28 protein-coding genes are annotated in these 24,694 nt (G+C 59.4%); 3 read left to right on the top strand and 25 right to left on the bottom strand.

Going from position 1 to position 24,694, the window contains the following annotated elements; genetic code table 11:
• Positions 1–108: 108 nt before the first annotated feature.
• The 16 genes from ACE3OA_RS02545 to ACE3OA_RS02470 all read right to left on the bottom strand — a co-directional run bounded on the left by ACE3OA_RS02545 (position 109) and on the right by ACE3OA_RS02470 (position 14,320).
• Positions 109–519, bottom strand: a complete 411-nt coding sequence (locus tag ACE3OA_RS02545) for a cytochrome c family protein (protein WP_374307516.1) — start codon at positions 517–519, stop codon at positions 109–111.
• Positions 520–773: 254 nt separating this feature from the next.
• Positions 774–1,997, bottom strand: a complete 1,224-nt coding sequence (locus ACE3OA_RS02540; RefSeq protein WP_374307514.1) for a beta-ketoacyl-ACP synthase — start codon at positions 1,995–1,997, stop codon at positions 774–776.
• Complete coding sequence (locus tag ACE3OA_RS02535) at positions 1,997–2,722, bottom strand: 3-ketoacyl-ACP reductase FabG2 (protein WP_374307512.1); 726 nt, start codon at positions 2,720–2,722, stop codon at positions 1,997–1,999. Before ACE3OA_RS02535 ends, ACE3OA_RS02540 begins: the two co-directional genes overlap by 1 nt.
• A gap of 2 nt (positions 2,723–2,724) precedes the next feature.
• Entirely contained in the window at positions 2,725–3,201 is a 477-nt protein-coding gene (locus ACE3OA_RS02530; protein WP_374307509.1) for a hypothetical protein, read from the bottom strand.
• On the bottom strand, positions 3,201–4,388 hold the full coding sequence (locus ACE3OA_RS02525) for a beta-ketoacyl-[acyl-carrier-protein] synthase family protein (RefSeq protein ID WP_374307507.1): 1,188 nt from the start codon (positions 4,386–4,388) through the stop codon (positions 3,201–3,203). The genes ACE3OA_RS02530 and ACE3OA_RS02525 overlap by 1 nt, the downstream gene beginning before the upstream one ends.
• Positions 4,385–4,969 (bottom strand): DUF3261 domain-containing protein, encoded by a 585-nt coding sequence (locus tag ACE3OA_RS02520; RefSeq protein WP_374307505.1) that lies wholly within the window; start codon positions 4,967–4,969, stop codon positions 4,385–4,387. Before ACE3OA_RS02520 ends, ACE3OA_RS02525 begins: the two co-directional genes overlap by 4 nt.
• Positions 4,966–7,245 carry an MMPL family transporter gene (locus ACE3OA_RS02515; protein WP_374307503.1) on the bottom strand — a complete coding sequence of 760 codons (2,280 nt, stop codon included), beginning with the start codon at positions 7,243–7,245 and terminating at the stop codon, positions 4,966–4,968. Before ACE3OA_RS02515 ends, ACE3OA_RS02520 begins: the two co-directional genes overlap by 4 nt.
• A 29-nt stretch (positions 7,246–7,274) precedes the next feature.
• A complete protein-coding gene (locus tag ACE3OA_RS02510; protein ID WP_374307501.1) occupies positions 7,275–7,901 on the bottom strand; it encodes an outer membrane lipoprotein carrier protein LolA in 627 nt (208 codons plus the stop codon).
• Positions 7,889–8,305, bottom strand: coding sequence for an acyl-CoA thioesterase (locus tag ACE3OA_RS02505; protein ID WP_374307499.1), 417 nt, complete (start codon positions 8,303–8,305; stop codon positions 7,889–7,891). Before ACE3OA_RS02505 ends, ACE3OA_RS02510 begins: the two co-directional genes overlap by 13 nt.
• Positions 8,302–9,981 (bottom strand): glycosyltransferase, encoded by a 1,680-nt coding sequence (locus tag ACE3OA_RS02500; RefSeq protein ID WP_374307496.1) that lies wholly within the window; start codon positions 9,979–9,981, stop codon positions 8,302–8,304. The genes ACE3OA_RS02505 and ACE3OA_RS02500 overlap by 4 nt, the downstream gene beginning before the upstream one ends.
• Complete coding sequence (locus ACE3OA_RS02495; protein WP_374307494.1) at positions 9,978–11,783, bottom strand: AMP-binding protein; 1,806 nt, start codon at positions 11,781–11,783, stop codon at positions 9,978–9,980. Before ACE3OA_RS02495 ends, ACE3OA_RS02500 begins: the two co-directional genes overlap by 4 nt.
• On the bottom strand, positions 11,681–12,283 hold the full coding sequence (locus ACE3OA_RS02490; RefSeq protein ID WP_374307492.1) for a hypothetical protein: 603 nt from the start codon (positions 12,281–12,283) through the stop codon (positions 11,681–11,683). The genes ACE3OA_RS02495 and ACE3OA_RS02490 overlap by 103 nt, the downstream gene beginning before the upstream one ends.
• Positions 12,264–12,512 carry an acyl carrier protein gene (locus tag ACE3OA_RS02485; RefSeq protein ID WP_374307490.1) on the bottom strand — a complete coding sequence of 83 codons (249 nt, stop codon included), beginning with the start codon at positions 12,510–12,512 and terminating at the stop codon, positions 12,264–12,266. The genes ACE3OA_RS02490 and ACE3OA_RS02485 overlap by 20 nt, the downstream gene beginning before the upstream one ends.
• Positions 12,499–12,783, bottom strand: coding sequence for a phosphopantetheine-binding protein (locus tag ACE3OA_RS02480; protein ID WP_374307488.1), 285 nt, complete (start codon positions 12,781–12,783; stop codon positions 12,499–12,501). The genes ACE3OA_RS02485 and ACE3OA_RS02480 overlap by 14 nt, the downstream gene beginning before the upstream one ends.
• Positions 12,784–12,789: 6 nt before the next feature.
• The gene (locus ACE3OA_RS02475; RefSeq protein WP_374307486.1) at positions 12,790–13,563 is read right to left on the bottom strand and encodes a lysophospholipid acyltransferase family protein; all 774 of its coding nucleotides are present in this window, start codon (positions 13,561–13,563) and stop codon (positions 12,790–12,792) included.
• Positions 13,556–14,320 carry a beta-ketoacyl synthase chain length factor gene (locus ACE3OA_RS02470; protein ID WP_374307484.1) on the bottom strand — a complete coding sequence of 255 codons (765 nt, stop codon included), beginning with the start codon at positions 14,318–14,320 and terminating at the stop codon, positions 13,556–13,558. The genes ACE3OA_RS02475 and ACE3OA_RS02470 overlap by 8 nt, the downstream gene beginning before the upstream one ends.
• Before the next feature lie 80 nt (positions 14,321–14,400).
• Between ACE3OA_RS02470 and ACE3OA_RS02465 the strand changes: the two genes are divergently transcribed.
• The 3 genes from ACE3OA_RS02465 (at position 14,401) to ACE3OA_RS02455 (ending at position 17,436) form a co-directional block, all read left to right on the top strand.
• A complete protein-coding gene (locus ACE3OA_RS02465) occupies positions 14,401–15,012 on the top strand; it encodes a 4'-phosphopantetheinyl transferase superfamily protein (RefSeq protein WP_374307482.1) in 612 nt (203 codons plus the stop codon).
• Between the two features lie 411 nt (positions 15,013–15,423).
• Positions 15,424–16,770: a TIGR04372 family glycosyltransferase gene (locus ACE3OA_RS02460; protein ID WP_374307479.1), complete on the top strand. Its 1,347-nt coding sequence runs from the start codon at positions 15,424–15,426 to the stop codon at positions 16,768–16,770.
• Positions 16,771–16,857: 87 nt separating this feature from the next.
• The gene (locus ACE3OA_RS02455; protein WP_374307475.1) at positions 16,858–17,436 is read left to right on the top strand and encodes an SIS domain-containing protein; all 579 of its coding nucleotides are present in this window, start codon (positions 16,858–16,860) and stop codon (positions 17,434–17,436) included.
• Between the two features lie 12 nt (positions 17,437–17,448).
• On the opposite strand, the gene ACE3OA_RS02450 is transcribed toward ACE3OA_RS02455, so the two are convergent.
• The 9 genes from ACE3OA_RS02450 to ACE3OA_RS02410 form a co-directional block, all read right to left on the bottom strand.
• On the bottom strand, positions 17,449–17,898 hold the full coding sequence (locus ACE3OA_RS02450) for an LIC12192 family sporadic carbohydrate cluster protein (RefSeq protein ID WP_374307472.1): 450 nt from the start codon (positions 17,896–17,898) through the stop codon (positions 17,449–17,451).
• A gap of 4 nt (positions 17,899–17,902) precedes the next feature.
• Entirely contained in the window at positions 17,903–18,709 is an 807-nt protein-coding gene (locus tag ACE3OA_RS02445; protein WP_374307470.1) for a sporadic carbohydrate cluster 2OG-Fe(II) oxygenase, read from the bottom strand.
• A 7-nt stretch (positions 18,710–18,716) separates the two neighbouring features.
• Positions 18,717–19,643, bottom strand: coding sequence for a transketolase family protein (locus tag ACE3OA_RS02440; RefSeq protein ID WP_374307468.1), 927 nt, complete (start codon positions 19,641–19,643; stop codon positions 18,717–18,719).
• A complete protein-coding gene (locus ACE3OA_RS02435) occupies positions 19,643–20,446 on the bottom strand; it encodes a transketolase (RefSeq protein WP_374307466.1) in 804 nt (267 codons plus the stop codon). Before ACE3OA_RS02435 ends, ACE3OA_RS02440 begins: the two co-directional genes overlap by 1 nt.
• A 7-nt stretch (positions 20,447–20,453) precedes the next feature.
• Positions 20,454–21,581 (bottom strand): phosphotransferase, encoded by a 1,128-nt coding sequence (locus ACE3OA_RS02430; protein WP_374307463.1) that lies wholly within the window; start codon positions 21,579–21,581, stop codon positions 20,454–20,456.
• Complete coding sequence (locus tag ACE3OA_RS02425; RefSeq protein WP_374307461.1) at positions 21,571–22,200, bottom strand: hypothetical protein; 630 nt, start codon at positions 22,198–22,200, stop codon at positions 21,571–21,573. Before ACE3OA_RS02425 ends, ACE3OA_RS02430 begins: the two co-directional genes overlap by 11 nt.
• A 30-nt stretch (positions 22,201–22,230) precedes the next feature.
• Positions 22,231–23,229, bottom strand: a complete 999-nt coding sequence (locus ACE3OA_RS02420) for an NAD-dependent epimerase/dehydratase family protein (RefSeq protein ID WP_374307457.1) — start codon at positions 23,227–23,229, stop codon at positions 22,231–22,233.
• A gap of 112 nt (positions 23,230–23,341) precedes the next feature.
• Entirely contained in the window at positions 23,342–23,890 is a 549-nt protein-coding gene (locus tag ACE3OA_RS02415) for a D-glycero-alpha-D-manno-heptose-1,7-bisphosphate 7-phosphatase (RefSeq protein WP_374307455.1), read from the bottom strand.
• Positions 23,868–24,530 carry a class I SAM-dependent methyltransferase gene (locus ACE3OA_RS02410; protein ID WP_374307453.1) on the bottom strand — a complete coding sequence of 221 codons (663 nt, stop codon included), beginning with the start codon at positions 24,528–24,530 and terminating at the stop codon, positions 23,868–23,870. The genes ACE3OA_RS02415 and ACE3OA_RS02410 overlap by 23 nt, the downstream gene beginning before the upstream one ends.
• Positions 24,531–24,694 lie beyond the last annotated feature (164 nt).

The following is a 24,694-nucleotide window of genomic DNA, read 5'->3' as shown; positions in this document are numbered from 1 at the left end:
TGTGATAAGATATATTTCATATGAATTTTATCAGAACCTCCGAATCCGCGTCCGACTTTCGTCGGCAGCCCGCGCTGCCGACGATTCCCTAATAGACCTTCGCTTCGGCTATTGGCAGGCCGCCATCGTCTTCAGGCCTTCGATAGCCGCCTTGCGTTTGGTCTCGTCCTTCATCTGGAACATCATGGCGTTCTTCAGCGGCTGGCCGTTCAGTCCATTCAGGAAGGCCTTCGGATCGGCGAGATAATTAAAGATGTTCTCGTCGCTCCAAGTCAGCCCCTTGGCTTGAGCTGCCTTCATCGCTTCCGAATAGCCTTTAAAATCGGCCGAATGCATGGCGGCCTGACCGGGAATGCCATGAAGGCTCGGCCCGGTCGCGCGCGACGGCTTGCCGGGTTCGAGTGCGTGGCAGGTTTTGCATTGATTGAGTGAGGGCGGGACAGGACAGGCGGCAAAGCTTTCTCCCGCCATCCAAACCGTGGCGAGGACGACACCGAGGACTAGAGCGCTTGATCGCATCTTGGCACCTTCATGTTCAAATCATGCATTCGGTTTACATCTTATTGACACAGGGAACCTGGCTATTGACCTGGATCAACCTGCCGCCGCCGAGGGATTTGCTCCGTCGAAGACCTGGTTACCTTCGTCGCATACCACCTCTATCCCATTGACGCAGATCAATGGGAGACAGGGTTTCAGAGTATTTTTTATGAACTATTTCAGATGATTAGCAAACGTCAAGATGTGATTTGATAACCATCAAACACGAGCCACTAGACCCGTTTGAAGATGATCGATGTATTTATACCGCCGAAGGCGAAGTTGTTCGACATGAGGTAAGCAATATCGAGGTCCCGCGCCGAGCCCATCAGGTAGTCGAGTTCGGCACAGCGCTCATCGAGGTGGTCGAGATTTGCCGTCGGCGGAAACCATTGTGCCCGCATCATTTCGATACCGAGCCAAGCTTCCATGGCGCCGCACGCCCCCAGGGAGTGACCAAAATACGATTTAAGCGAGTGAATGGGGGCTGCGGATCCGAGAACGGCCTGCGTTGCAGCCGTCTCGGCAATGTCGCCCCATTCCGTTGCCGTGCCGTGACCGCTCACAAAGCCGATCTCCTGCGCCGGCAGGCCGGCATCGGCCAGTGCCTCCCTGAGAGCGACCTGCATGGTCGACGCCTGCGGCTGAGTGACGTGATTGCCATCGGAATTGCAGGAAAAGCCGACGATTTCCGCATAGATGGTCGCACCGCGCGCCAATGCCCTTTCACGCTCTTCAAGGATTAGCGTCACGGCACCTTCCCCGATAACCAGCCCGTCTCGATCGCGGTCATAGGGGCGTGGGGTGGTTTCAGGACGGTCGTTCCGCGTGCTGGTGGCATAGAGCGTGTCGAATACTGCCGATTCCGTAACATCGAGTTCATCGGCGCCACCAGCCACCATGACGTCGGCCTTGCCCCAGCGGATCGCTTCATAAGCATAGCCGATGCCCTGGCTCCCGGACGTGCAGGCGCTGGAGGTCGGGATGACCCGGCCAGTGATACCGAAAAATAGGCCGATATTGACCGCCGCCGTATGGCTCATCATTTGGATGTAGCTGGTGGCGTTGAGGGTCTTCGATTGCCCATCCTTCATCAGTTCGGCAAAGGCCATGACTGGCGCCGGGCTGCCGAAGGAAGAGCCATAGGAAATCCCGGTACGACCGCCAGCAACCACCGCGTCCCCCAACAAGCCGGCATCGGTGAGTGCCAGCTCCGTGGCGCGGACCGCCATCTTTGCCACCGGCCCCATGGTGCGGGTCTTCTTGCGGGGATAGAGATTGTCGACGGAAAAGCCGACTACGGGCGCCGCCAGGCGCGTATTGATGCCGCTGAAGCGCTCCCATTCCGGCAGATAGCGGATGGCCGTCTCGCCACGGGCCAGCCGCGCGCGAATATCCGGCCAGCTGTTGCCCAGCGCGGTAATGCCGCCCATGCCGGTCACGACGACGCGGCGCATCAGATCATGCCCCCATTGACCGAGAGAACCTGGCGCGTGACGTAGCCGGCGCCGTCCGAACATAGATAGGAGACAGCAGCGGCCACATCAGCAGGTTGCCCCGCACGGCGCATCGGCACCATCTTGAGCACTTCGTCCATTGGCAAGTTTTCGACCATCTGCGTTTCAATAATGCCGGGCGCTACACAATTGACGGTGATATTGCGCTTGGCGAGTTCAATAGCCAGCGCCTTGGTGGCACCGATGATTCCGGCCTTGGCGGCACTGTAATTGACCTGGCCACGATTGCCGGTGATACCGGAAACAGAGGCAATGGTGACAATGCGCCCGCCCTTGCGGGCGGAGACCATCGGCATGACCGTCGGCCGGACGACATTGTAAAAGCCGCCAAGATCCGTCTCCAGCACGTCGTCCCATTCACTATCTGTCATGGCGGGAAAAGCGGCATCGCGCGCGATACCGGCATTGAGCACAATGCCCCAATACGGCCCGTGCTCTGCCATGTCAGCCTCAAGCACGCCACGCGCACCATCACGATCCCTGAGATCGAAGGTGAGCAGACGCCCTTCGCCGCCGGCAGATCTGATGGCACCCAAGGTCGCCTCGGCCCCCGCTGCGTCGCGCCCATAATGCACGGCAAGCACAAAGCCGTCCGCGGCCAGTTTCTCTGCAATGGCACGGCCGATGCCCTTGCTGGCGCCGGTAACAAGAATGGTTCTGCTCATCTTCAACCAAGACCTATTGCTGAAATCCCTTGGCGCGCCAGGACGGCGGCGAGATTGGCCGGCTGATGCAGGGTCAATTGCGCCGTCGCCTCAACCCGCTCGGGGCTTCGCAAAATACAATCGAATACGCCGGTTTCGCCATCCCGGAATATGAGTTCGGCGCGCACGATGAGGCTTTCGCCATCGCGAAACCAATCCCGCTCGGCCCTGAAATTGCGCGTCCCCAGTAGGAAGCCGACACGTACGGGCTGGTGCCGCCGCTTCGCCTCCAGCCCCACAAAGGCGCCGCAGGTCTGGGCCATCCATTCAATGGCAATATGCGCGGCAACGCCCTTTCCGGCCTCAAAAAACGGATTGTCCGACCGAACACCCAGGGCTGCCTCGATCGCCGCGTCGGTGAAGCCGATTACCCGGTCCAGCAGCAGCATTCGTCCGGCATGGGGCAGCAAGGTCTCAATCGGGTACGTACAGGTCTCCATCAGCAGGCTCCGCGCCCCAGTATGACGGCTATGTTGCTGCCGCCGAATGCGAACGAATTGCTGAGCATGGCCCGCGATGTCGAAGGGTCAAGTTCCGCTCCCGCGGCGACGAAGTTGAGCGGCGGGATGGCGGGATCCGGCACCCCGTCCCAGAGATGCGGCGGCAGGCGCCCGCGACCGTAATCCGGATGCAGCGTCAGCCACAAGAAGGCCGCCTCGCACGCACCGGCTGCACCCAGCATATGGCCGGTCATCGCCTTGGTCGAACTGCAGGGCATGCAGGCGCCAAAGAGGTTATGTACCGCGATCCCTTCCATGGCGTCGTTGAGCGGGGTCGCCGTGCCATGCAGGTTCACATAGCTGATATCCCCGGGCGCCAGGCCCGCGTCCCGCAGCGCCAGCGACATCGCGGCCTGGGCGCCGGCGCCGCTGGGATCGGGCGCACTCAAATGATGTGCATCCGAGCTTTCGCCGAAACCCAACAGAGAGATTTCGGTACCCTCGCGCGTTAGCAGGAAGGCAGCGGCACCTTCACCGATATTGATCCCGTCGCGATTGCGGCTGAAAGGCTGGCAGAGCCCCCGCGAGACGGCGTCGAGCGACGCGAAACCGTTACTGGTCGTGCCACACAGTGTATCTGCGCCGCCGACGATCGCGGCATCGCAGATGCCTGATGCGATCAGGCGCCGCGCACTGGCGAAGACCTTGGCGCTCGAAGAGCAGGCGGTGGCAATGGTGTAGGCTGGCCCCGACAGCTGCAGTTCCGCTGCGATAAATGCCGCAAAGCTGCCCAGTTCCTGTTGCCAATAGTCAAACCCTTGCGGCCACGCGCCGTCGCGCAGTTGCAGGGCAAAGGCTGCCTCGCCCTCAGCGATGCCGGAGGTGCTGGTGCCGAGAATGACGGCGATACGACCCGCGCCGTAGAGATCGCGGGCCGCATCGATCTCGGCGCGAATCTCTTGCAATGCCAAGAGCATCAGCCGACTGTTGCGCGAGGCGTGCGGTCGGGACGTTGCCGGCAACGCCGCTTCGACCCAGCCCACATGAATCAGCCGATCCGGGAGAATTTTGACCTGATGGGCAAGGCCGGCACGGGTTCCCGCAAAGAGATTCGCCGCAACCGCCGGCTTGCCGACCCCAAGCGGCGTCGCTAATCCCATGGCGGGCAGACCCAAGCGGCGCTTCATGGTGCCACCTCAATCGACTGCACATCGATATCGTAGCCCCAGGCCGTGTTGCGGTACTTCAGGTGACCGGCGGCGCTGTGCCGACCGGTGAGATAGTCAATGCGCAAGATATCGACGCCGTCCAGAGCGATCGTCCGCGTATTGCCGACCTCCCGCAGCGTGGCACCCGATCCGGCCAGCGACCGGCGCAGCACGTCCGCAGGCCAATAAAGAAGGATGATATCGGCGAGCATCGCCCCCGGGCGCACCTGCGCCGGCAGCCAATCCGCCCGCGTCGCCGTCACTCGGCCCGATCTCTCCCAGGTAACACCCATCGCGCGCCGCCCCAGACCGTCGACGCCAACCAGCCGGAAACGATCGGGCGTCACGCTGATGCGACCGTCAAAGGCAAATACCTCACCATCATGCCGCACGATGATGTGTTGCGACCACTCGACGGCGCGGCCGAGGTCGCCAGGGTGCGGCAAATTGAGAAGATGCCCCGGCGCAAACATCGGCCGATTGGCTTCGTCACCTGTCGGTACGTTGCCGCAGGCCGCGAGCAGCCACAAGAGGCCGGCGATGCATATGCGCATCTTCATGCCCGTTTCCCACCGCGTGGATTGACGTCGCCGGCCAACGGCGCCAGCAGGAAGGCGATGAGGATTCCGATCAGCATGGTGAGGCCGAAGGCATGGACGGCAAAGACACTGCTGAAAGCCAATACACCAAAGGACAGCAAGGTCGTCACCATATCCAGCAGCACCGCCAGCATCGTGACCGGTCGATGCGCCCGGTCGGTTTCAGCGCAGAAAGTGGCATAGTCGACGCCGATGGCAAGAACAAGGATCAATCCCATCACATGGAAGAAGCTGATGCCCTCGCCGCCCAGGGCAATCAATGCCGGCGCCAGGACGAGCGCTGCCATTGACGGCAACAGAACAATCAGGCCGCCTCGGATGCCATAGCGCCAGGACAGCGGCAGCACCATCAGCAGGGCAGAGAGGCCGATCAGCCACAGCGCCCGGTGCCGGTAGGTCCCGAGACGCTCGGTAAAATCGCCGGCTGGATCGAGAAACCGCACCCCCTGCAGGCTGGCCAGCGCCCCACGCAGAGCCGCCGGATCTTTGAGCCCATCCAGCACGATGACCTGCTGGCCTGTTCCCAGGACCCATTCACTGAGGAAGGGCATGGAATGGCTGCCCAGAACCGCCGCGAGCGTCAGATCCTGTTGCAACTGCGGCTGCGCCGGATCGGTGAGCCCCAGCCTCGCCATCTGAGCCGCAGGATCGAGATTGTCGCGAACCAAGCGACGGTTTTCCCCCTGACGGGCAAGGGAAGGCACAAAATCAGCCGGCCCTCTATGCGCCAAAAGCACCCCTTCGCCCTGCAATCGCTCCAGAATGGCGGCGACGGTTTCGCCCAACTGCAGCGCCTTTTCGTCATCGGCGGCGTCGACCAGCACGAATTGCAGCGCTCCGCTGGTGCCGGCCAGACGCTGAATTTCAGCTTGCTCCGCCAGCAGGCCGGGCGCCAGGGATTGCATGCGCCGCACATCATCATCAACGTCGAGGCGGGTGAAGCCGAACCCGCCCAGAGCGACGAGAAGTGCCAAGGTCAGCCAGCACAGGCGGCGCAGGCGCGGGTCTTCCCAAATGCGCCAGAAGCCATTGGCGAGTTGCAGAAGGTGTCGTCCATAACCCGGCGCCTGGCCACGGTCGAGCCAGGGAAACCAGAAGACGACCGTAAAGAAGGAGGCGCTGAGGCCGACCAACGAAAAAACAGCGACTTGGCGGAGTGCTGGAAATGGCGCCACCAGCAGAATCGCATAGCCGATCAACGTCGTGATCAGCCCGAGACTGATGCCGGGCAGCACATGCCCGAGACGTTCCCAGCTCGTAGGCCGCAGCGGATCGAAGACGGTCGCCGCGTAATGGATGCCGTAATCGACGGCGACACCGGTCAGCCCGACGCCGAAAAGCAAGGTCGCAATATGGATCTCGCCGAACAGCCACAAATTGGCGGCAAGGCCGCAACCGATGCCGATGGCCACCGCGAGCAGGTTCATCAACAAGGGGCCGGCGCGGCGAAAGGCCCCGACCAGCAGCGACACGGTACCGACCATCGAAATGGCGCCAAGCGTCGAGGTCTCGTTGAGCCCGGACTGCGCCCCTTGTTGCGCAAAAAAGATAGCGCCGGTCCGCTTGACGACGAGGCCTGCATGCTCCTGCGTCAACGCGCCAATCCTGCCGTCCAATTCGTTGACGAAGCGCTGTTGCGTATCGAGGGCATAGGGATCACCCGCGACTTCGCCGGACAGCAACACCCAGACCTTGCCGTCCGTATTGACGCTCAGGCGGCCTTCATCCGGTGCCAGGCGCGAAAGCGGCGCCGGCAAGGCGGAGAGAAAGGATGGAAACAGCAGAAATGGGTCTCGCCTCAGCAATTGCGCATCGGCAAATCCACCGACGCCGTAAACCTGGGCCAGCGCACGCCTGGCGATGACGTCACCCTGCCCTGCCCGCAGCATCGCGCGATCGGCTGAGGCCAGCAGAGCACCGGCATAGGGCTGGTAGAAGGTGCCCATGGCCCGGACCTGATCCAAGCCAACCGCTTGCACCCTGGCCAGGCTGCCCTTGACCAAGGTTGCTTCCAAAGCGGCTGCGGCCGCGCGCGCGGCCGTCCGGTCCTGATGCCCAACGAGCAGGACGAAGCGCCTGGCCGCACCATCCATCAATTGCGCACTGATTGCGTGCGCTTCACTTGTGGCAGCATCTGCTGGCAGGAGCGACAACAGGTCGGTGCGAAACGTGATCCCGCGAACGGATTGGATGCCGAGATAGGCTCCCGTCACGAGGACGAGGACGAGCCAAAACAAGGCTAGTGGGCGGGCCGAGCGAGGCGGATTCATGGGCCGCCGACTGAATCAAGCAGTGTCAACTCATCGGCTGCCAAGGGTCCTGTCAGTCGGCGCTGGTCCGCGAAGCTCAGCTTATCGATATCACCACCCTGTTTCTCGATTTCGACCGACTGAACGAAATCGGCGCCGGTGACTCTGATCTCGACAATCGGCATAGACGCAGTCGATGCATCCTTGCGCGGCACGAGACGCAAGTGCCATATGTCGGCGCCCCCCGACTTCTCCAGCGTGAAGTCCCGCTCCAGCCCGCTCCAGTCACCAGCCAATGCCCCGGTCAGCATGTCGTAAAGGCCGGCCATGAACGGCGCCCGGCTGGCTGGCAGATTGAGCGTCGTCGTCCCGTCGCTCTGCTGGGCGAGCCCTCGATCCGTCATCAGAGTCGTGATGGCGAAGGGTTTTTCGACGCGCCAGATGAGTCCCATCCCCGGCGCCAAGACGAAGCTCCCTTCGCTGCGCAACGGCGCATCAAACCCTTGCAACAAACGTTCCTGCACGAAATTCCCGCGCAGGATCTCACCATCGGCCAAAGTCTTGATGCCATCGGCAAAGGTCGAGGCGGGCACCAGCAGCAGGATGAAGCAGGCGAACCAGCGCATGAAGATTACGCCGCGCATAGTACGCGCTTCACTTTTTCCAGCAGGACCGGCGGCGATTCAAGATTGAGCTCCTGCGTTGCCGCAGCGACGGCCACCTGCACGGTATGTGCCTTGGTCAGTACTTCCCCGCTCTCAATGTCACGGCATTGATAGCCGATCTTCAACCGGTTCTCATATTCCAAGAGTGTTGCCTGTACCAATATGCGTTGTTGATATCGGACCGGTCGCACAAACTTGATGCGCATGTCGACGATCGGCCACAGATAGCCCGACTGCTCCATGGCCGGGTAATTGTAGTCGATCTTGTCCAGCAGCAGCCCACGAACCCGCTCGAAATAGCGCACATAGTTGCCGTGCCAAACGACCTGCATCGGATCGATATCATAGAATTGTGCGACGATTTCGCATTCGGCGGTGATCATGCGCGCGGCTCCCTTCGGCCGGGATTCCAGAAATCGAAGAAGTTATACCATTGCAGCGGATTCTCGAGCGCATATCGTTCGAGCCGGGCGGCGAACTGACCGACATATTGCGCCAAGGCGCCGGCTCGGTCCTGTCGCGGCAATTGAATGCGATCCGCCAGCTTTTCGACATCGAGCTGGTAAGTGTCGCCTTTGCGGACGCAAAAGAGCGTGTAGACGGGACAATCAAGCAAGGAAGCCAGGATATAAGGGCCCTGCGAGAAGGGCGCCGGCTGGCCCAGAAATGGCGCCGCACTGACCCGGTCGCTCTTGACCGGAATGCGGTCACCGGCGATCACGACCCAGGCACCCTGCTCGACCCGCGCTTTCAACTCCATCGCGGCCTCTGGACCCAGTTCAGTCACCTGCCACGTGTTGATACCAGCCGCCGGCCGATATTTGCGCAGCAGCCGATTATACATTTCGGCATGACGCGTATGGACCAGCACCAGCAATCTGTCCCCCGTGACGTCGTCGAGCAAGGCCCGGGCGAGATCGACATTTCCGAGATGGGCGATAATGAATAGCGCACCGGTGGCAGATCGTTCAGCCACTTCAAGATCAGCAACCTTGCCGGGCCTTACCGCATCGGGGCGCATGCGACCCGTCCAGCCGATGAACGTATCGACGGCACGCCCCGCGAAAGACATGAAATGCCGGAGGCCGTTGAGCCAGGGCAGATGCTTTGGGACCGGCGCACCTAGCGCCGCCACACGCCGCAGGAAATCATGCGATGCCCGACGCTGCTCCGCACCGGTCAGATAGAAATAGAGCACCACCGGCGCCATGATGCACAGGCAACCGCGCCGGCCCAGCAGACGCGCCGCGAAAGCCCAAGTCTCCAGCCCCCAATACGCACCGCGCTCAGCGATGCGCGCCCAATGGCGCGACTGTTGCGCGCGATGCCGCAGAATTTGCGGCAACCGCCGGATCATGCCGAAAAATAGGCGCGTATGCATGGCGGTGATGCGCAGATTGTCACGCCACAAATCGAAATTGGACGTATTGCCGACAGGATATGTCACTGCCACCGGCTGCTCGATCACACGCACGCCGCGCCAGACCAGCCGCACCATGATCTCGGTATCGAAATCCATGCGTCGGCCGATGCGCTCACCGTCAGCGCAAAGCTTGGCCACCGGCGCCAGCGGATAGACCCGCAAGCCGCACATACTGTCTCGGATGTGCAGGGACAAGGTTTCGATCCAAACCCAGAAATGGGTAATATAGCGACCAATGGCACGCCCTATAGGGACCGAACGGTCGTAAATCGGTACACCGGTGACAAGAGCATCTGGATGGGTTCGTGCCAAGGCCAAGAGAGACGGCACGGCGGTAATATCGTGTTGGCCGTCGGCATCGATCTGCAAGGCGTGCGTAAAACCCGCCGCCAGTGCCAATTGGAAGCCGTGCAAGACCGCACCGCCCTTGCCCTGGTTCGGCTCAAGCCGGGAGACCCGGATATCATCCAGAGGATTGTCGAACGCTGCCAACGTGCTTCGTGTCGCCGCGTCGCTACCGTCATCGATGATGAAGACCGGCAATCCGGTCGATCGCAAAGCCTTGACGATGCCACCGACAGTCCGCGCATGGTTATGGCTGGGGACAATGGCGCAGACGCGCATGGCGGCCTTCACGACGCAGCCAGCCTGATGGTACCCGAGGTCAGGACCTCGGCATCTCGCTGGTATGAAAAGCTCAATCGTCGGCGTCCAGCATCATGAATGAGCGTGAGAGTCACGAGAGTGTCGGGCAAGGTCAGGCGTTGGAACTTGACCTGATAATCCGTTGCGGCCTCGATCGGCAGATCCAGATGTCGCGCCGCCAGCTTGATAGCCCAGTCGATCTGCGCCACGCCAGGAATAATCGGCATGCCCGGGAAGTGACCGTCCAACTGGATCAGGTCCGGCGGATTGAAAAGATCCAATTCGACTTTGTTTCCCTCCCGACGGATCGCTCGAACCTCCGGCTCGTTGCGTGGTTCGCGATCCGTGAAGAGCGCCCGCAGGTCAGCCTGCCGGACCTTGCCCAATGGCCCCGCCGGCAACGCCGCAACAAAACGCCAGCGGCGCGGCAAGGCCGAGAGCTCATGCTCGGCGGCAAGCATCTGGCGCAGCTGGCGACTGAAACGGAAAGCACCTCGCGCAGCAAGCGCCTCTTGGCCTGAAGCGCTTGGGACGATGACGGCTCCCAGCGTCGCAGTCGCACCGGGCAAGGTGACGAGCGCCGCTGCGTCAACGAAGGGCAAGGATGTCAGTGCTGCCTCGAGAGCCGGCAGGCTGACTCGTTTACCCTCGACCTTGACGATCCGGTCATTGCGCCCCTTAAGGCGGAAACCGTCTTGTTCCAGTTCAGCTCGATCCTGCGTCCGCTCTACGCCTTTCCCTGACGAAAAGGGCGAAGCCACGCTCAATGTTCCGTCATCCTCCATCTTGACCGTGACGCCGGGGGCCGGCTGCCACAGGGGATCGAGCCGGTTGCGCCAGCGCCAGCCGATCGTTCCGGTCTCGGTGCTGCCATAGATTTCGCAAAGCGGTGCTCCAAAGGCGCGCCGAGCCGAGGCACTTGCGGATTCTGGTAGCTCAGCACCGGCAGAGAGAAGGCAGGCGGGGCGGCCGCGACCGGCAGGGGGGCGCAGCGATCCCAGCCGCGCCAGATGCGCGGGGCTTGCTACAATCACCGCTTCATTGAGGTCTTCAGCCAGAAGACTCTCCCACAGAGCATGGACTTTTCCATCGAACGGGCGAGCACTATACAGCGGCCAGAACAGCTTGTAGCTGAGCCCAAAGAGATGCTGGTGGGTCACCATCCCGCGGATGACGGCGCGCGACGAGACAAAAGCGCCGAGGATCGCGTCGATCGCCGCAGCTTCCCGTTCCATCATCGCCAGACTCTTCTCGACCCGCTTCGGCGCGCCGGTCGAACCGGAGGTAAAGAGGCTGATACGGCAAAGGTCAGCATCCATTGACTGCAGCGTTGGCGCTGGATCGTCTCCATTACGCAAGCGGAATCCGCCGCGTTGCCCGTCCGGCAAGCGATCGTATATCAGCAGGTCCCATTGCGCCCCGATCGCATGGCACGCCCCGGCGGTGACGTTTTGTGGCAAAACAACCTCGGCACCGACCTGGAACAGTGCCAGCATGCCGACGGCGCACCAATAGCTATCCACGGTGATCAGCAGGCCGCGTCGACATCCAAGCTGCTCCAACGCAGCAGCATTAACTGCGATATCGCGGCGGAACTGCGCGAGATCGACGGGCCCGCCCGAGGTGACGGCAACGATCTCGTCCGGATTATCTGCACCGGCAAGTCGATCGGATATTGCGCGCATGGCCGTCACCGCCCGATGCCGCCCGCCCGGGCCAGCAGCCAGGGCCGCAGCAGCATTTCTCCCAGGAACAGCGCGCCACTGCAGACATAGGAGATAAATCCCGTCCATAAAGCCCAGAATGAGATGCTGTGTGTAAGGCTGAGGGATGCTGCGATGACGGCATTGGCGAGCAGCCACAGAGCCCAGACCCATGTCACTTTACGGCAATAAGCAATGCCGGCTGTAGACAAGGCGGGATCCCGGAGCCTCGCCATGCGTTCGACCAGGCTTGGCGGATGACGCAATGAATTGCCAAAGACGGTTGCCAAGAGGGCACTGAGCAAAGCGGGATAGGCCTTGGCCGCCACTGCTGGATCGATCAGGGCCAGGATGGCCAGCATGGCGGCGGCGCAAAGCAGCGGCAGGCGCAGCAAGCGCATCATGCCGCCGGAAGCTATGAAGGCGCGCAGAAGCAGTAACAGGCAGGCCGCCAGCGCAAAGACTATGAAGGGGACGCGCTCATGCAGCCAATAGACCAGGACCGGATAGGCCGCTGCGATCAAGGCGAAGATTGCAGCACTCCATTTGCCGCGCGCCGGCACGGCCCTTCTATTCGGCGAGAACGGCATGCACCCGGTCAATCACATCGCCGACCGTCCGCACCGTCTTGAACTCGTCGACCTTCAGCTTGCGACCGGTCAGTTCCTGCAGTTTGACGACAAGGTCGACTGCATCGATGGAATCGAGATCGAGATCCTCGTAAAGACGAGCCTGCACACTGATCTTTTCCTGCGGTATCTCGAACATGTCGACGAGATAGCCGTGCAGCCTGCTTTCGACCTCGTCACGCGACAGCATTACTATCGCTCCCGCTTTGACCCTGAGCGCGCACGAAGGAAGCCAGGGCGCTGACATTGGCGAAATGCGCCTTGATCTCGTCAGTGATCGTCTCGATCTTCAATCCGTAACGCCGGCGCAGCGCCACACCGAGCTCGAGCGCATCGATGGAATCGAGCCCTAGCCCGCTGCCGAACAACATCTCCTGGCTGTCGATATCTTCCGGCCGTACATCCTCGAGCTTCAGCGCGTCGATGATCAGGGTCTTGATGTCGTTTTCGAGGGTGTCCATACGCCGCTATCCGAGTTCCAACTGTTCCGTGAAATAGGCCTGCAGGCGGCGTACCAGCTGCCTGGCCGCCAGCGAGCGGTATTGATACCCAAGCCCGTCCGTGGCGTCCAGCCGATCCCCCACCGTCACGCGAAAATGAGACCGTTTTTCAGGTATTTTCCACCACGGATCGCCCTTGCTGAGCATGATTGGGCGGCAGTCGATCGTCACGAGTTGGATCTGCGCCTCGGCCAGCAGGGCGATGTTGGCGAAACCGCGACGGAATTGCAGGGCCTCGCCGGGCCGCGTCCGTGTACCCTCGGGGAAAATGATTAGATCCTTGCCCTCGCCCATCGCCCGTTTGCAGGCAGCAAGCAGCGCTTCCGGCTCCAGATCATTGCGGATATAGCCGGCCCAGCGCACAACACCGCCCAGATATCGGTTGCGCCACAATTCCGCCTTGACGATGCATTGCGCACGCGGGATGAGCGACATCAGAATGACGACGTCCAGCAGCGTCGGATGGTTGGCGATGATCAGCCGGCCACCACCATTCTGCAGCACGGATGCCCCCACCACATCCAGTTTGATGATACCGAGCACTTCCAGTATCGCGACATAGCAGCGGAAGGTGTGATGGATGACATTCTGTGTCGTGCGAACTCGCTGCGCGCTGTCGCGACACAAAAGAGCGATTGCGGGAAAGACCGAAATGGCCAGCACCAGGCCGCCTCCGAAGAAGCAGGCGAAGGCCAAGCCTGTACCGGCCAGGCGCCAAACGTAATTCACGACGCTAAACACGCTGCCACCGCCAGACCATCTCGCCACCGATCGCCGATTGGCTTTGCGATCGCCCCAACAGGAACCGGAGGAAGGAAAGAGACAGGTTTTCAGCTGTCGCCGCGCCGTCGCTCGGTTGGTAGCACAGAGACAGAGCCTCATCGCCCTGCGCTGTCAAAGTAAACGCCATCGCGAGCGGTAACTCGGCCTCGGCAGCAACGCGAAAATCGGCGTAGCTGCCCGGCAGCGGATCATCGAAATAGATCAGCAGTACCGGCGTTTCCGGTACTTCGACCAGGCAGGATGCCGCTTCCATCAGGCCATAGCCGAAACTGTCAATGGCACCGGCCACGGCAGTGTGCCCCAGACGATTGCCCGTATGGATCGAAAGCAAGCCGGCCAGGCCGTGATGCACCGACATGCTGAATTCCGCTGGCGAGGGGGGCTCCTCCATCGCGAGGGATGTCAGCAACTTGATTGTGCGGTCGAATTCGCCGTGGCGCGAGGCCAGAACATAGCGCCCATTTTGAACACCTTCGCAGGCAAGGGCGGCGCCCAGTGCCTTTTGCCCGATGGTTGTTACCCGGCGCCGCAGCATGGCCGGCAGGACCGGCATCGGCTCCGCACTACCCGCCACACCTTCGCATTGCGCCCAGACCAACCAATCGCGGCGCGATTCACGGCCCGGCGTCCAGGCGAACCAGTCGCGCACGCCGAAGCGTAGCTCGCCCGGGGAAGGTTGACTATGAACTGAATGGTCAATCATGAATAACAGCAACTCGGCAATCGCGTCGGGCTGAGACCGTGTCATCACCTTCCGGTTGTTATAGGGCCCCCAACCACTCACTCAAGTGTATTATGCCGAAGCCTGCCGTTTATTTTGCCGTCGTCGAAACCGCGGATCGATCCGCGCGGGCCGTTCTGGGCCGAAAGCTGCTGATGCAGGCCCTGAGCCGGATTGTCGGGCAAAAGGCGTCCGATTACCGGATCATGGCAGCCGATTCGGGCCGCCCGATTGTTGTTGCGGACCACCCGGGTGCTGACGGGGCGGAAACGGGAATTTCCGTTTCTCTATCTCATAGCGGCAATTGGCTGGCAGGGGCGGCGACGGGCCTCGGTCCCGTCGGCATCGATATCGAGTTGATGCGTGCTGGCCGCGACCTTGCCGGCATAGCGGACATCGCCTTCGGACCGGAAGAACGGCGGCGCGCCAGCAGGGACGGCGCGTCAGGCTTCTATCGCATCTGGACCTTGCGGGAGGCGATCGCCAAAGCCCATGGCACTGGGCTTACCATGGCAGCAGACGGTCATGACCGGGTAAATGACGGGCCTGACGAGGGGATATGGTTTTGGGATAGCGCCCAACTGGCCCATTGGCGTCTCCCGGCAAGACTCGCCCTTGCTTTGGCCGTGTTCCCCATTTCGCCACAGCCCGAGATAATCTGGGAACGGTTTGAGAGCGACCCGTAACGCGGACATTCCGCGGCTTTCTCAGCCTCACCTTATCAACGGGCCAGGCGATGCCTCGAAGGCGGTGCGAATGATCCATCTTTCGCGACGGAAAGTGACTTTGACTGAGTCTTCGGAGCCACAGATTGGGACAATCTTTACGCATCTGATCTGCAGACTGGCCTTACTCAGTCACTCTGTGGCCGAAGAACGTTAGCTTGCTTTGCTATCATGAAGAGAAAAAGTAACAAACCAATAAGCATTTATGCGAGCGATCTTAATAGCGATATATTCTAGTATTTTACAAAACAGCGCGGGGCATGGGCGCTTACCGTCGGACGACTTGCTGATAGATACCGCTGTGATATATCCAACTCTAAATTCTGCAGCGCAGAAAAACATAGTCACAATGCTTGGTCTTCGAATTGCAAAATGATGACAGAACGAATGCATAATTGGATGAATACGCAAAAGGCCCATCAAGGATTGCGTAGATATTTAGTCGACCGCCAGCTTCAGTCGATCGATCGGGATGAGCAGCATAGGCGAAATCGCAAGCGGCGGCGGCGGATAAAGACCGTTGCCAGACTCTTGATCCCGCTCATCCTCATTGTTCGTCTATTGCGTCCAGTTTTGCATATCAGGTTCGGACACGTCCTGCGGCATAAGATTGGTCATTGTCCGTTGGAAGCGGAACTATACCTGCTTGAGCGCGCAGGGGGCGTTCAGCCTAAAGGCACACTGGATCTTTTCCATTTCGATCACGGCACGGATGGCCAGGCCGCCAATTTATTCGCAGAGGCGTTAGTAAAGCGAAATCTGCACATATACTGGTGGGTTGAAATTCTATCTGCGGCCAATCGGATGGTCCCAGGTGGCTCAGCCCACCAAATCTCGATAGACTCCCGCGGAACTGATTCTTTCAAACCTGGCGCAAACAAGGCGCAATGTGATGCGCTAGGCGATCGATATGCTCTGATGCAAAGCTTACCTGCGCAGATCCAATTTCGGGAATCTGAAGAGCTGCTGGGTAGGGAACTGCTGCGGCAAATGGGTGTCCCGAAGGACGCGCCTTTTGTGTGTGTTCATGTTCGTGACAGTAGCTACTGGCTGCAAAGAAAGCCCTCCATCGGATCTGAGTCAGATTATCGCAACAGCGATCTTCGAACCTATTTCCCGGCCATGAAGGCAATCGCCGAGCGCGGATATTATGTTCTGCGCATCGGCGCGCGCGTCAGCGAGCCGCTGCCTGAAATCCATCCGCGGGTCATCGACTATACGACCACGTCGCGAACGGAGTTCATGGATGTCTTTTTGGCAGCCCGCTGCACACTCATGCTTTCTACCGCGAGCGGTATCGACTCAATTACGTATTGCCACCGCAGAGCCATTCTCTTCGCCAATCTGGCTTCTTGGGACTTCGTATTCCCAAATTACGTGCAGGAATGTCGAATGCTCCCGAAGCTTTTCCGGCGCAATTCCGACATGAAGATTCTCTCTATGAAGGAAATCTATGCGTTGAATCCGGACCGGCTGGAACCTTCGACCGAATTCTTCCGTGAGAACGATATTACGCTTGTGGATAATTCGAGCGAGGAGATTCGTGACGCAGCTATGGAAATGCTCGACGTCTTAGAAGGCAAGCATGAGGAAACAGAAGAGGCGCAGGAATTGCAGGCCCGCATGCGGCAAAGGTTGACAAAGGACCGCGACTTTATGGTGTCGCCGGTTAAGGTGGCTGAATCGTTCCTGCTCGGACACAAAGAGATATTTGACTAAGTTCGATGCAACAAGGGAACTGCGCAGGGCGTGTACCGATGGCTCACGCAAAGCTCGGCCAACAAACTTCCACCGATTGGAATTACGATGACTTCAACAGCCAATGACCGCTTGTTCCTGACAGACTATTTTGCTCGTCTGCAAGAGGCGAACGCCTTGGGCGACAGCCTAATGGACAAGGTTGCCGCAACGCGCGATGCATTCACCGCGGCCAAGGAAGCTGGCGGGAAGGTCGCAATTGTCGGCAATGGCGGTTCGGCGGGGATCGCCGCACATATCGCCATAGACCTTGCCAAAAATGGTCGCGTGCCCGCTGTTTGCTTCAACGACGCGGCGCAGATTACATGCTTGGCGAACGACTATGGATTTGAGAACTGGTTGGCTCATGCCGTGCGCATGAATTTGCGCAAGGGCGACGTGCTGGTTGCTATCAGCTCTTCCGGGAAGTCTCCCAACATACTCAATGCAGTCGGGGCTGCGCGGGACCTCGGATTGAGCGTGGTGACGCTCTCTGGCTTCTTGCCCGACAACCCGCTTCGGGCGCTCGGCGATATCAATTTCTGGGCTGACAGCCGAGCTTACAACATAGTCGAAACCGTGCATCAATTCTGGCTGATGAGCGTCATCGACCTGATTATCGGCAAGGCAGAGTACGCGGCCAGCTAAGTGCGACGGTAGTCAACAAGTCTCAAGCAATTGGCGGGCGGTATTAGCCATTTGGGGCCGCAGCATCAGCTGCTGAACCTTGAAAATGTCCTCGAGACCGGGAATGTCGTCCGCCCCCGCCAGGACGAGCCGTTCCACGGCGAAATGTAACGTCGCACCGGCAGCGAGCACGCGTCGATAGGCGGCGAGACGTCGCTCTTCCCGCCAGGGCATCATGAACAGGGAATAGACGATCGCACCCTCAATCTCGCTGAGCTCGGTCAAAAGCAGCTCAAGCATCAGATAGCTGTGAGGGAAGACATATTCGGTGGCACTAAGAAGATAGGTTATGCCAGCGCGAGACGCGTAGTCGCGAAGCACGAGGTTTTGGATGTGCTGCGGCACTCGGCTGCCGAGGATCGGCCTGGAGGCAACATAGCCGCGATAGCCGCTGCGTTTCGATGGCTGTCCGAAGCCCGTCATTGCGCTATTCCTCGAATTTCTCCGGTGGCCGATATGCCAGTGCCGCCCGAGTGGCCGGCCGCAGGGTGATTGGCTCAAAGAATTCGCCAAGCTTCTTGTCTTCGTATGGCGTGAATACGGCCTTGAAGCGGCAGTTCATCGTCCAGCGCGCTTCAGGTTCGAGGTTGAGGCGATTGCCATGCGGCAGATTCTGGTTGAACAACAATACGCTGCCGTAAGGTACTTCCATCCAGCGAACATCGTCCTGCATCGACGAATAGATATCTTCGGCGCTGCCGCCAACACGGGACCGGAAATTTCGATCGAAATCCGCTGTCTCCTTTGGCGGCAGAAGATACATGCTTTTGGTTCTGAAGCAGTCGACCATGGGAATCCACAGGACGATTTCGAACGGGGAGTCGCCCGACCAGACATCGGCATGCACAGGCAGGAGCGAGCTCTTGTCGTGCGGCAGTTGAACGGACAGATTGACACGTCGCTGCATGCAGAGCTCGTTGCCGACGATGCGCTCAACGAGGCTACGCGCGGTATCGAAATATGCGCGACGGAACCAGTCAGCCTTGTTGATGCCGTCAATAACATGCAGCCGGAGCTCATTCAGCTTACCGGCAGGGATGACATCGGCGATCCGGTTTAGAAACTGACCAGGATCTTTCGGCGTCTCGATCTTCAGAAACTCAGAGGCCAAACCGACAATGCAGCTGCGCATGCGATCCAGGGCCGCCCGATCTTCGCTGGGAGCAATGACAAAGCCATCGCCGAGAAAGCGCTCGCAGAGGGCTTTGTCATCTGGAAGGCTGAAATCGCTCATTTTCTGTCTATCCCAAAGCTGCAAGGCTTGCCCTTATCCGTGCCAGCATTTCCGGCACCGAAAGGCCCGCTTCCGACAGCAGATGATCCTGGCTGCCGTAACCGACAGGGAAGCGGTCAGGCAATGCCAAGCGCAAGAGTCTTGTTGTCGCACCATGATCGCTCAACAGTTCGGCTATTGCCGTCCCAAGGCCACCAATGATGCTGTGCTCCTCCATGCTGACCAGCAGTTTGCCCTGGCGGGCAGCTTCCAACACAGCAGCGTCATCAAGCGGTTTCACCGTGTGCATATGCAAGACGCCGCAGCGGACGCCTTCGGCTTTGAGCGCATCGGCCAACGTTAGCGCGCGGTTGGTCATGATGCCGGTCGCTATCAGCGTGATATCGCCGGGTTCGCGCATCTCGATAGCTTTTCCGATTGCGAACGGGAGATCGGGGCGGGATACGATCGGGTCGCCACCCTTGGCAATGCGGATATAAATCGGGCCGGGCCAGGATAGAGTGGCGTCCATCAGGCGACCCATCTCCATCGCATCAACCGGCGCGACGATCGTCATATTGGGAAGGGCGCGCAGAATAGCTATATCTTCGGTGGCAAGGTGTGTCGGGCCGAGCGGCGCATAAACAACGCCACCACCGTTTGCCAGTAGGCGTACTGGAAGATTTTCGAGGCAAACGTCAATCGCGACTTGATCGAAGCAGCGCCGCGTAAGAAAGGTGGCAATGGTGTTGACGAAGGGCATGTAGCCTTCCATGGCCATGCCCGCGGCCATGCCGATGACGTGCGCCTCGCTAACACCTTCCATGTAGAAGCGGTCTGGATAGCTCTGCTTCATGGCGTCGAGCAAGCCAGGGGACAGATCCGATCCAATGAAAGTTACTCGACTGTCGCGCTGTGCCAGCGCATAGACGGCATTGATGGCTGTTTGACGCATTAGGCGCGCTCCAAAGCTTCGCGCATACGCGCGACATCATCCGGCAGCACCTTGGCTTTGTGGTGCCATGTTGGGTTGTTTTCGGCAAAATCAAAGCCCTTGCCCTTGATCGTGTGGCAAATGACTAGGCTCGGCTTTCCGGCTTGTAAAGGCACATTCCGAAAAACGTCGCCGAGAGCCGCCACATCATGGCCATCGACTTCGCGAACGGCGAAGCCGAAGGCCCGCCACTTGTCGGCCAAGGGTTCCAAATCGAGGATGTCTTTTACGAAACCGGCTGATTGGATTTTGTTGTAATCGACGATGGCAACCAGATTGTCGAGGCGGTGCTTGCTCGCACTCAGGGCGCCCTCCCAGACTGATCCTTCGTCGAGTTCGCCATCGCCCATGATGACGAAGACTCTGGAATCGCGCTTCTGCATGCGAGCGGCGAGGGCCAAGCCGATGCCGATTGAGAGGCCATGCCCGAGCGAACCGGTTGATGCTTCGACCCCCGGCACATGTCCTCGCTCCGGATGGCCGCCGAGCTTAGCCCCCGGGCGACACTGCGCCTTCAACTCGCTGAGAGGGAAGAAACCTTTGTCCGCCAGCACGGCGTAGAGGGTCAGGCAGCCATGGCCTTTACTCAGAATGCAACGGTCGCGCGCCGGATCGGCTGCAGTCTGGGGACTGACCCGCAGGACTTCGTCGTAGAGCACGCGGAGAATTTCCACCAGGGACAGCGAAGAGCCGACATGGCCCCGGCCACCGCCTTCAAGCGCATCGATGATCAGACTGCGCAAGTATTTCGACCGAGTGTCCATATCTATCCTATTGATTAATATGCAGGAGTTCCGTCAGATGCGCGGTGGGAACCTCAATCGCAGTCTTAGAGGTCGCTTGCACCATATGCAAGTAGTGGCGCGCCCGCTGCAGTTGCCGCAGCTTGGCCAGTTCCCAGCCTTCGGCACCCCCTTCTCCCTTGCCGGCAAAGACTCGCCTTTGCCATCGATCAGGGAAGAATTCGTTGAGCAGGATTGCGGCCCAGCGCAATCCGTAGAGCGGAAGCTGAGCATGAAGGCGACCAACAATCTGCGGATCGGTGCGGCCAAACAGGGTCAGATTGGTGCCCAGAAAAGCAAGGCGCTCCGCAGGAGACAAATGCATCGCGGGATGCCAAACGAAGTCAGCGAGCAGTTTTACTGGGTCATCCCAACCAAAATACTCGAAATCGATGAAGATGAGTCTTCCGTCCGGTTGACGGAGCGCATTGTGGAAACCGAAATCCGACGGCGACAGAATGCGGCATTCTGTCGCCAAATCGGCAGACAGCGAGATGCCGGAAGCAGCCCCCCAAGCACGCAACCGCGCCGCTGCCGCGTCAAAGATCGGATGAAAGCTGTCGGCCAAGAAGGCTTGCAGTTCTGCTTCCGCCGACAGCCGCCCAAGCGCCTCGATCCGCCTGTCTATCTGGTGCAGTAACTCAGCACCAGATAGGCAGGCTTCGCGCGCCTGATAGGTAAATCCGGCTTCTATCTTCTTGGTATCGTGGCTGAGGCGATGAAGATCCCCGGCAAACTGGATGACGGCCCCAATGTCTCCCGGCGATCGATCCTGCGGATCAAGCAATGCAGGCCTGGTTCCCTCGATCCATTCATAGAGCGCTGCCAGGTCCTGCCAGTCGGCAGCGATCGCACTCGGCACCGATCTGAACCCGCCGGCACGCAGAAAATGCAGCCCATGGAACTCCCGCTGCAGACGCGCCAGTCCATCTTCGCGATTGGTACCGGGCGGCGCATAGAGCTTTAGAGCCAGATCAGGCCCTAAATCAGGCTGCTTTACACGATAGACACGGTTGTTGCCGCCGCCGTGAACGAGTTGCAGACTCGCCGGGACTCTACCCAGCAACTTCTGCAGGATCCCGACCGCCTTGTTCTCGAGAATCTGCTCAGCGGGCACCGAAGAATTCCTGCTCAATGTCTTGCCAGCTTTGCCACGCTTTGAAGGGACCAGCCGGCAAAGTCACCGCGCCGACCTTGATCAGATGACGCTCAGTCCTTCGCGGAAAGTCGCTCTCTTCAAAAACTTCTTCGAGATCGTCGATGAAGCAATCGCAGCGCAAGGCGGCAATGCGCCCGATCTTCTCCGCACGAGTGGATTCAAAATAGATATTCTCGAGAAGAATGGGGGCATCAACCGTACCCGCAAGCTGATTGGCAACAATCCATCCACGCGCGGCATCTCGCAAATTCGTTCCCTGCGGGTCTGCCGCGGCGAATTCGGTCTTATGACTGACGATCGTCAACTCGCAGCGGTGCGCCAGGGCGCTCCTTAGAAAGGCTTTCAGTCCCGGTGCCATGCTCGCCGCGCGAATGCCCGGCCCATAGACAGCAGCCTGCAACTTGGTCCATTTCGCCTCACCATCAGGTAAGGCCCGAATGAACGCCCGCGCCTCATCCTTGCTCCCGACAAAGCCGGCAGGAAGCAGCCCCTCCTCCTGCCCGAGCTTGGCGAAAACCTGATCGTAGATCACGATCGTGTTGTCGAAATCTAGGCCTATGCGGGCGCCTGGTTTCATGAAACCGGTCTTGAGGTGAAGGTGGATGGCTCAGGTCAGCTGAACTTCCTGCATGAGCTTGATGTTGTAGTATTTCGGATCGGTCATGGAGTTCGGGATTTCACCGCGGTCGAAAGCCGCCTTCAAGCCAGATACGGCATCTGAGATCGTACGGCGCGGCGTGAAGCCCAGTTCCTGACGGATCTTCTCCGACGAGATGTGGTAGGACCGAAGATCATTGGTCGGTGTCGTTTCGATCGCGACGTCGCTGCCAATGGTGTCGCGCACCATTTCGGCGATCTGCATGATCGTATGATTTTCGTATCCGGCGTTGAAGATTCTTCTGTGAATCGCCTGCCGGTCAGCCTTAAGCGCCAGGCTATAGACGTCAACCATATCGTCGATATGAATATTGGGCCGTTTCTGGCTGCCACCGAAGACCTTGATCTTGCGGTTGGTGACGGCGTGGTTGGTCAGGATATTCACCGATAGGTCAAGGCGCAGGCGCGGCCCATAACCACAAACGGTGGCCGGACGGAGGGTGAGAACCGTAAAGTCCGAAGTCGCCTCTTCGTCGAGAACAGCTTCGCACATCGCCTTGAATTTGGAGTAGTCGGTCAAGGGTTCCAACGGCAACTCCTCGACCACATTCTCCTCATCCTTGATACCGTACACACTGGAAGAGGACGCGTAGATAAAGCGCTTGACCCCGGCTTCCTTGGCGGCGCGGACGAGCGGTCGGAAGCAATCGAAGTTGATCGACTTGCCGAGAGTCGGGTCGAGATCGAAGGAAGGGTCGTTGGAAATACAGGCCAAGTGAATGACTGCATCGCAACCTCTGATCGCCTTGGCGACGTCAGCGGGATTTCGGATATCGCCCTTGATTTCGGTAAGGTTCTGCCTGTCGGGCAGCAAATCGAACTTCGGGTCGTACAGGTAAAGATCCAGGACGGTGACTCGATGACCCTCGGCCAGCAATTGCGGCACCAGCCGGCTGCCGACATAGCCGGCGCCGCCGGTAACCAAGACTGACCATTTACGTTCGGACATCAATCTGACCTCTAAGAAAGCATGGGACCAAGGCACGCATAGCCAGTAGCGAGGTACCATTCCTCGCCTACTCTGGCAATGAGTCCATTTTGACTCTATGGCATTGATAAATCTACATTTGTTCAGATTTCAACAAGGCGTCGCGAACAAAGGCGTGAAGATTTCCACCAGAAAAGCAGACCGCCCGAATTCCTGCCGCCTGCGCCGCCTCCATATCCCGCCTCTGATCGCCGATGAGGAGGCTCCGCGCCGCATCCACCGGCCATGTTCCGAGGAGGTCCAGGATCATGCCCGGACGCGGCTTTCGACAGGCACAGGCTTGCCGGTAGGCCGGGATCGCCGCTTCTGGATGATGTGGGCAATAGGCAAATTGGTCGATATGGGCACCAATCGCCGCGAGTTCCCCCTGCATCCAATGATGAAGCGCCTCAACCTCCGCCGGACCATAGTAGCCGCGCGCGATTCCGGACTGGTTCGTGACGACAAAGACCAAGTAATTGGATTGGTTTAGCCACGAAATGGCTTCCTTGGCACCAGGTACCCAGCGGAACTCCTCCGGCTTGTGAACGAAGCCGAGATCCTCGTTGAGGACGCCGTCGCGATCGAAGAAAAGGGCGCGCCGCCTCTGCCCTGATTCGCTATTCGAAATAGATGCACCCATAATCGCCGCTATAGCCCGCCCGGTCCATGACCCACTGCCATTCGTCGACCCCATAAAAGGACCGGCAGGTGAGCTGCCAATAGAGCAGGTTCACCTTCTCGCGTTCATTTCTGAAGGATTCGACGACGATATACTTACCGAGACGGGCAACACGCTCCATTTCGGCCAAGGCTGCATTGAGCTCCATCACCTTGAGGTTATGGAACACATTGATTGAGACGGCAAAATCGAAAGATTTATCGTCAAAGGGCAGCTTCTCCGCCACGCCGACCTGCAGGAAGGGCCTCACTTCAGGTTTGGCGTGCTCGATCGCATAGGCGGAAACATCAACACCGGCGATTTTCAGGTCGGGAACGATCTGGCTCAGTTCATAGAGCAGAAAGCCCTTGCCGCAGCCGATATCAAGGATGCTGTGCCCTGGCTTAATGCCGTAATGCTGCACCAGCGCCTCAGCGACCGGGCGCCACCGGCCATCGTAATGATAGCCGCCATAGCCGTATTTTCTGTCGCCATCCCAATATTCTTCCCCGAAGCGCTTTGCAACTTCTGCGCACGCCGCCTTATCGTGCTCGATCACGCGTTGGACGTAGTCCCGCTTTGTGCTGCGGTGGATGCCAGTCACGAATTCTTTGTAGGCCATAATTTGGCGGTTTCCCATGGTATGAGAGTTTGGGGGGCAATCTCGCTTAGTCGCACCATAATGTGCAAGTTCTTCTTGACTTCACTGCCCGCAATGAGGTTTCTGGGCGCCGAAAATCCTATAAACTTCATCGTGTTATAGTTGAAGCAGCGGCAATTCGAATC

Source organism: Dongia sp. (genome assembly GCF_041906375.1).
GTDB lineage: Bacteria > Pseudomonadota > Alphaproteobacteria > Dongiales > Dongiaceae > Dongia.
Note: the sequence above shows the minus strand (reverse complement) of the source record. Positions and strands in the feature narration are given on the sequence as shown.

Excerpts from the sequence above, each read along its gene's own strand:
- ACE3OA_RS02440 (WP_374307468.1), bottom strand. The coding sequence starts at position 19,643 with ATGCGTCAAACAGCCATCAATGCCGTCTATGCGCTGGCACAGCGCGAC.
- ACE3OA_RS02525 (WP_374307507.1), bottom strand. The coding sequence starts at position 4,388 with ATGAAGCGCCGCTTGGGTCTGCCCGCCATGGGATTAGCGACGCCGCTT.
- ACE3OA_RS02540 (WP_374307514.1), bottom strand. The coding sequence starts at position 1,997 with ATGCGCCGCGTCGTCGTGACCGGCATGGGCGGCATTACCGCGCTGGGC.
- ACE3OA_RS02450 (WP_374307472.1), bottom strand. The coding sequence starts at position 17,898 with ATGACGGGCTTCGGACAGCCATCGAAACGCAGCGGCTATCGCGGCTAT.
- ACE3OA_RS02520 (WP_374307505.1), bottom strand. The coding sequence starts at position 4,969 with ATGAAGATGCGCATATGCATCGCCGGCCTCTTGTGGCTGCTCGCGGCC.
- ACE3OA_RS02490 (WP_374307492.1), bottom strand. The coding sequence starts at position 12,283 with ATGCCGTTCTCGCCGAATAGAAGGGCCGTGCCGGCGCGCGGCAAATGG.
- ACE3OA_RS02445 (WP_374307470.1), bottom strand. The coding sequence starts at position 18,709 with ATGAGCGATTTCAGCCTTCCAGATGACAAAGCCCTCTGCGAGCGCTTT.
- ACE3OA_RS02535 (WP_374307512.1), bottom strand. The coding sequence starts at position 2,722 with ATGAGCAGAACCATTCTTGTTACCGGCGCCAGCAAGGGCATCGGCCGT.
- ACE3OA_RS02530 (WP_374307509.1), bottom strand. The coding sequence starts at position 3,201 with ATGGAGACCTGTACGTACCCGATTGAGACCTTGCTGCCCCATGCCGGA.
- ACE3OA_RS02545 (WP_374307516.1), bottom strand. The coding sequence starts at position 519 with ATGCGATCAAGCGCTCTAGTCCTCGGTGTCGTCCTCGCCACGGTTTGG.
- ACE3OA_RS02510 (WP_374307501.1), bottom strand. The coding sequence starts at position 7,901 with ATGCGCGGCGTAATCTTCATGCGCTGGTTCGCCTGCTTCATCCTGCTG.
- ACE3OA_RS02425 (WP_374307461.1), bottom strand. The coding sequence starts at position 22,200 with ATGAAACCAGGCGCCCGCATAGGCCTAGATTTCGACAACACGATCGTG.
- ACE3OA_RS02480 (WP_374307488.1), bottom strand. The coding sequence starts at position 12,783 with ATGGACACCCTCGAAAACGACATCAAGACCCTGATCATCGACGCGCTG.
- ACE3OA_RS02505 (WP_374307499.1), bottom strand. The coding sequence starts at position 8,305 with ATGATCACCGCCGAATGCGAAATCGTCGCACAATTCTATGATATCGAT.
- ACE3OA_RS02435 (WP_374307466.1), bottom strand. The coding sequence starts at position 20,446 with ATGGACACTCGGTCGAAATACTTGCGCAGTCTGATCATCGATGCGCTT.
- ACE3OA_RS02455 (WP_374307475.1), top strand. The coding sequence starts at position 16,858 with ATGACTTCAACAGCCAATGACCGCTTGTTCCTGACAGACTATTTTGCT.
- ACE3OA_RS02485 (WP_374307490.1), bottom strand. The coding sequence starts at position 12,512 with ATGCTGTCGCGTGACGAGGTCGAAAGCAGGCTGCACGGCTATCTCGTC.
- ACE3OA_RS02495 (WP_374307494.1), bottom strand. The coding sequence starts at position 11,783 with ATGGACGGGATTTATCTCCTATGTCTGCAGTGGCGCGCTGTTCCTGGG.
- ACE3OA_RS02420 (WP_374307457.1), bottom strand. The coding sequence starts at position 23,229 with ATGTCCGAACGTAAATGGTCAGTCTTGGTTACCGGCGGCGCCGGCTAT.
- ACE3OA_RS02415 (WP_374307455.1), bottom strand. The coding sequence starts at position 23,890 with ATGGGTGCATCTATTTCGAATAGCGAATCAGGGCAGAGGCGGCGCGCC.
- ACE3OA_RS02410 (WP_374307453.1), bottom strand. The coding sequence starts at position 24,530 with ATGGCCTACAAAGAATTCGTGACTGGCATCCACCGCAGCACAAAGCGG.
- ACE3OA_RS02465 (WP_374307482.1), top strand. The coding sequence starts at position 14,401 with ATGCCGAAGCCTGCCGTTTATTTTGCCGTCGTCGAAACCGCGGATCGA.
- ACE3OA_RS02460 (WP_374307479.1), top strand. The coding sequence starts at position 15,424 with ATGATGACAGAACGAATGCATAATTGGATGAATACGCAAAAGGCCCAT.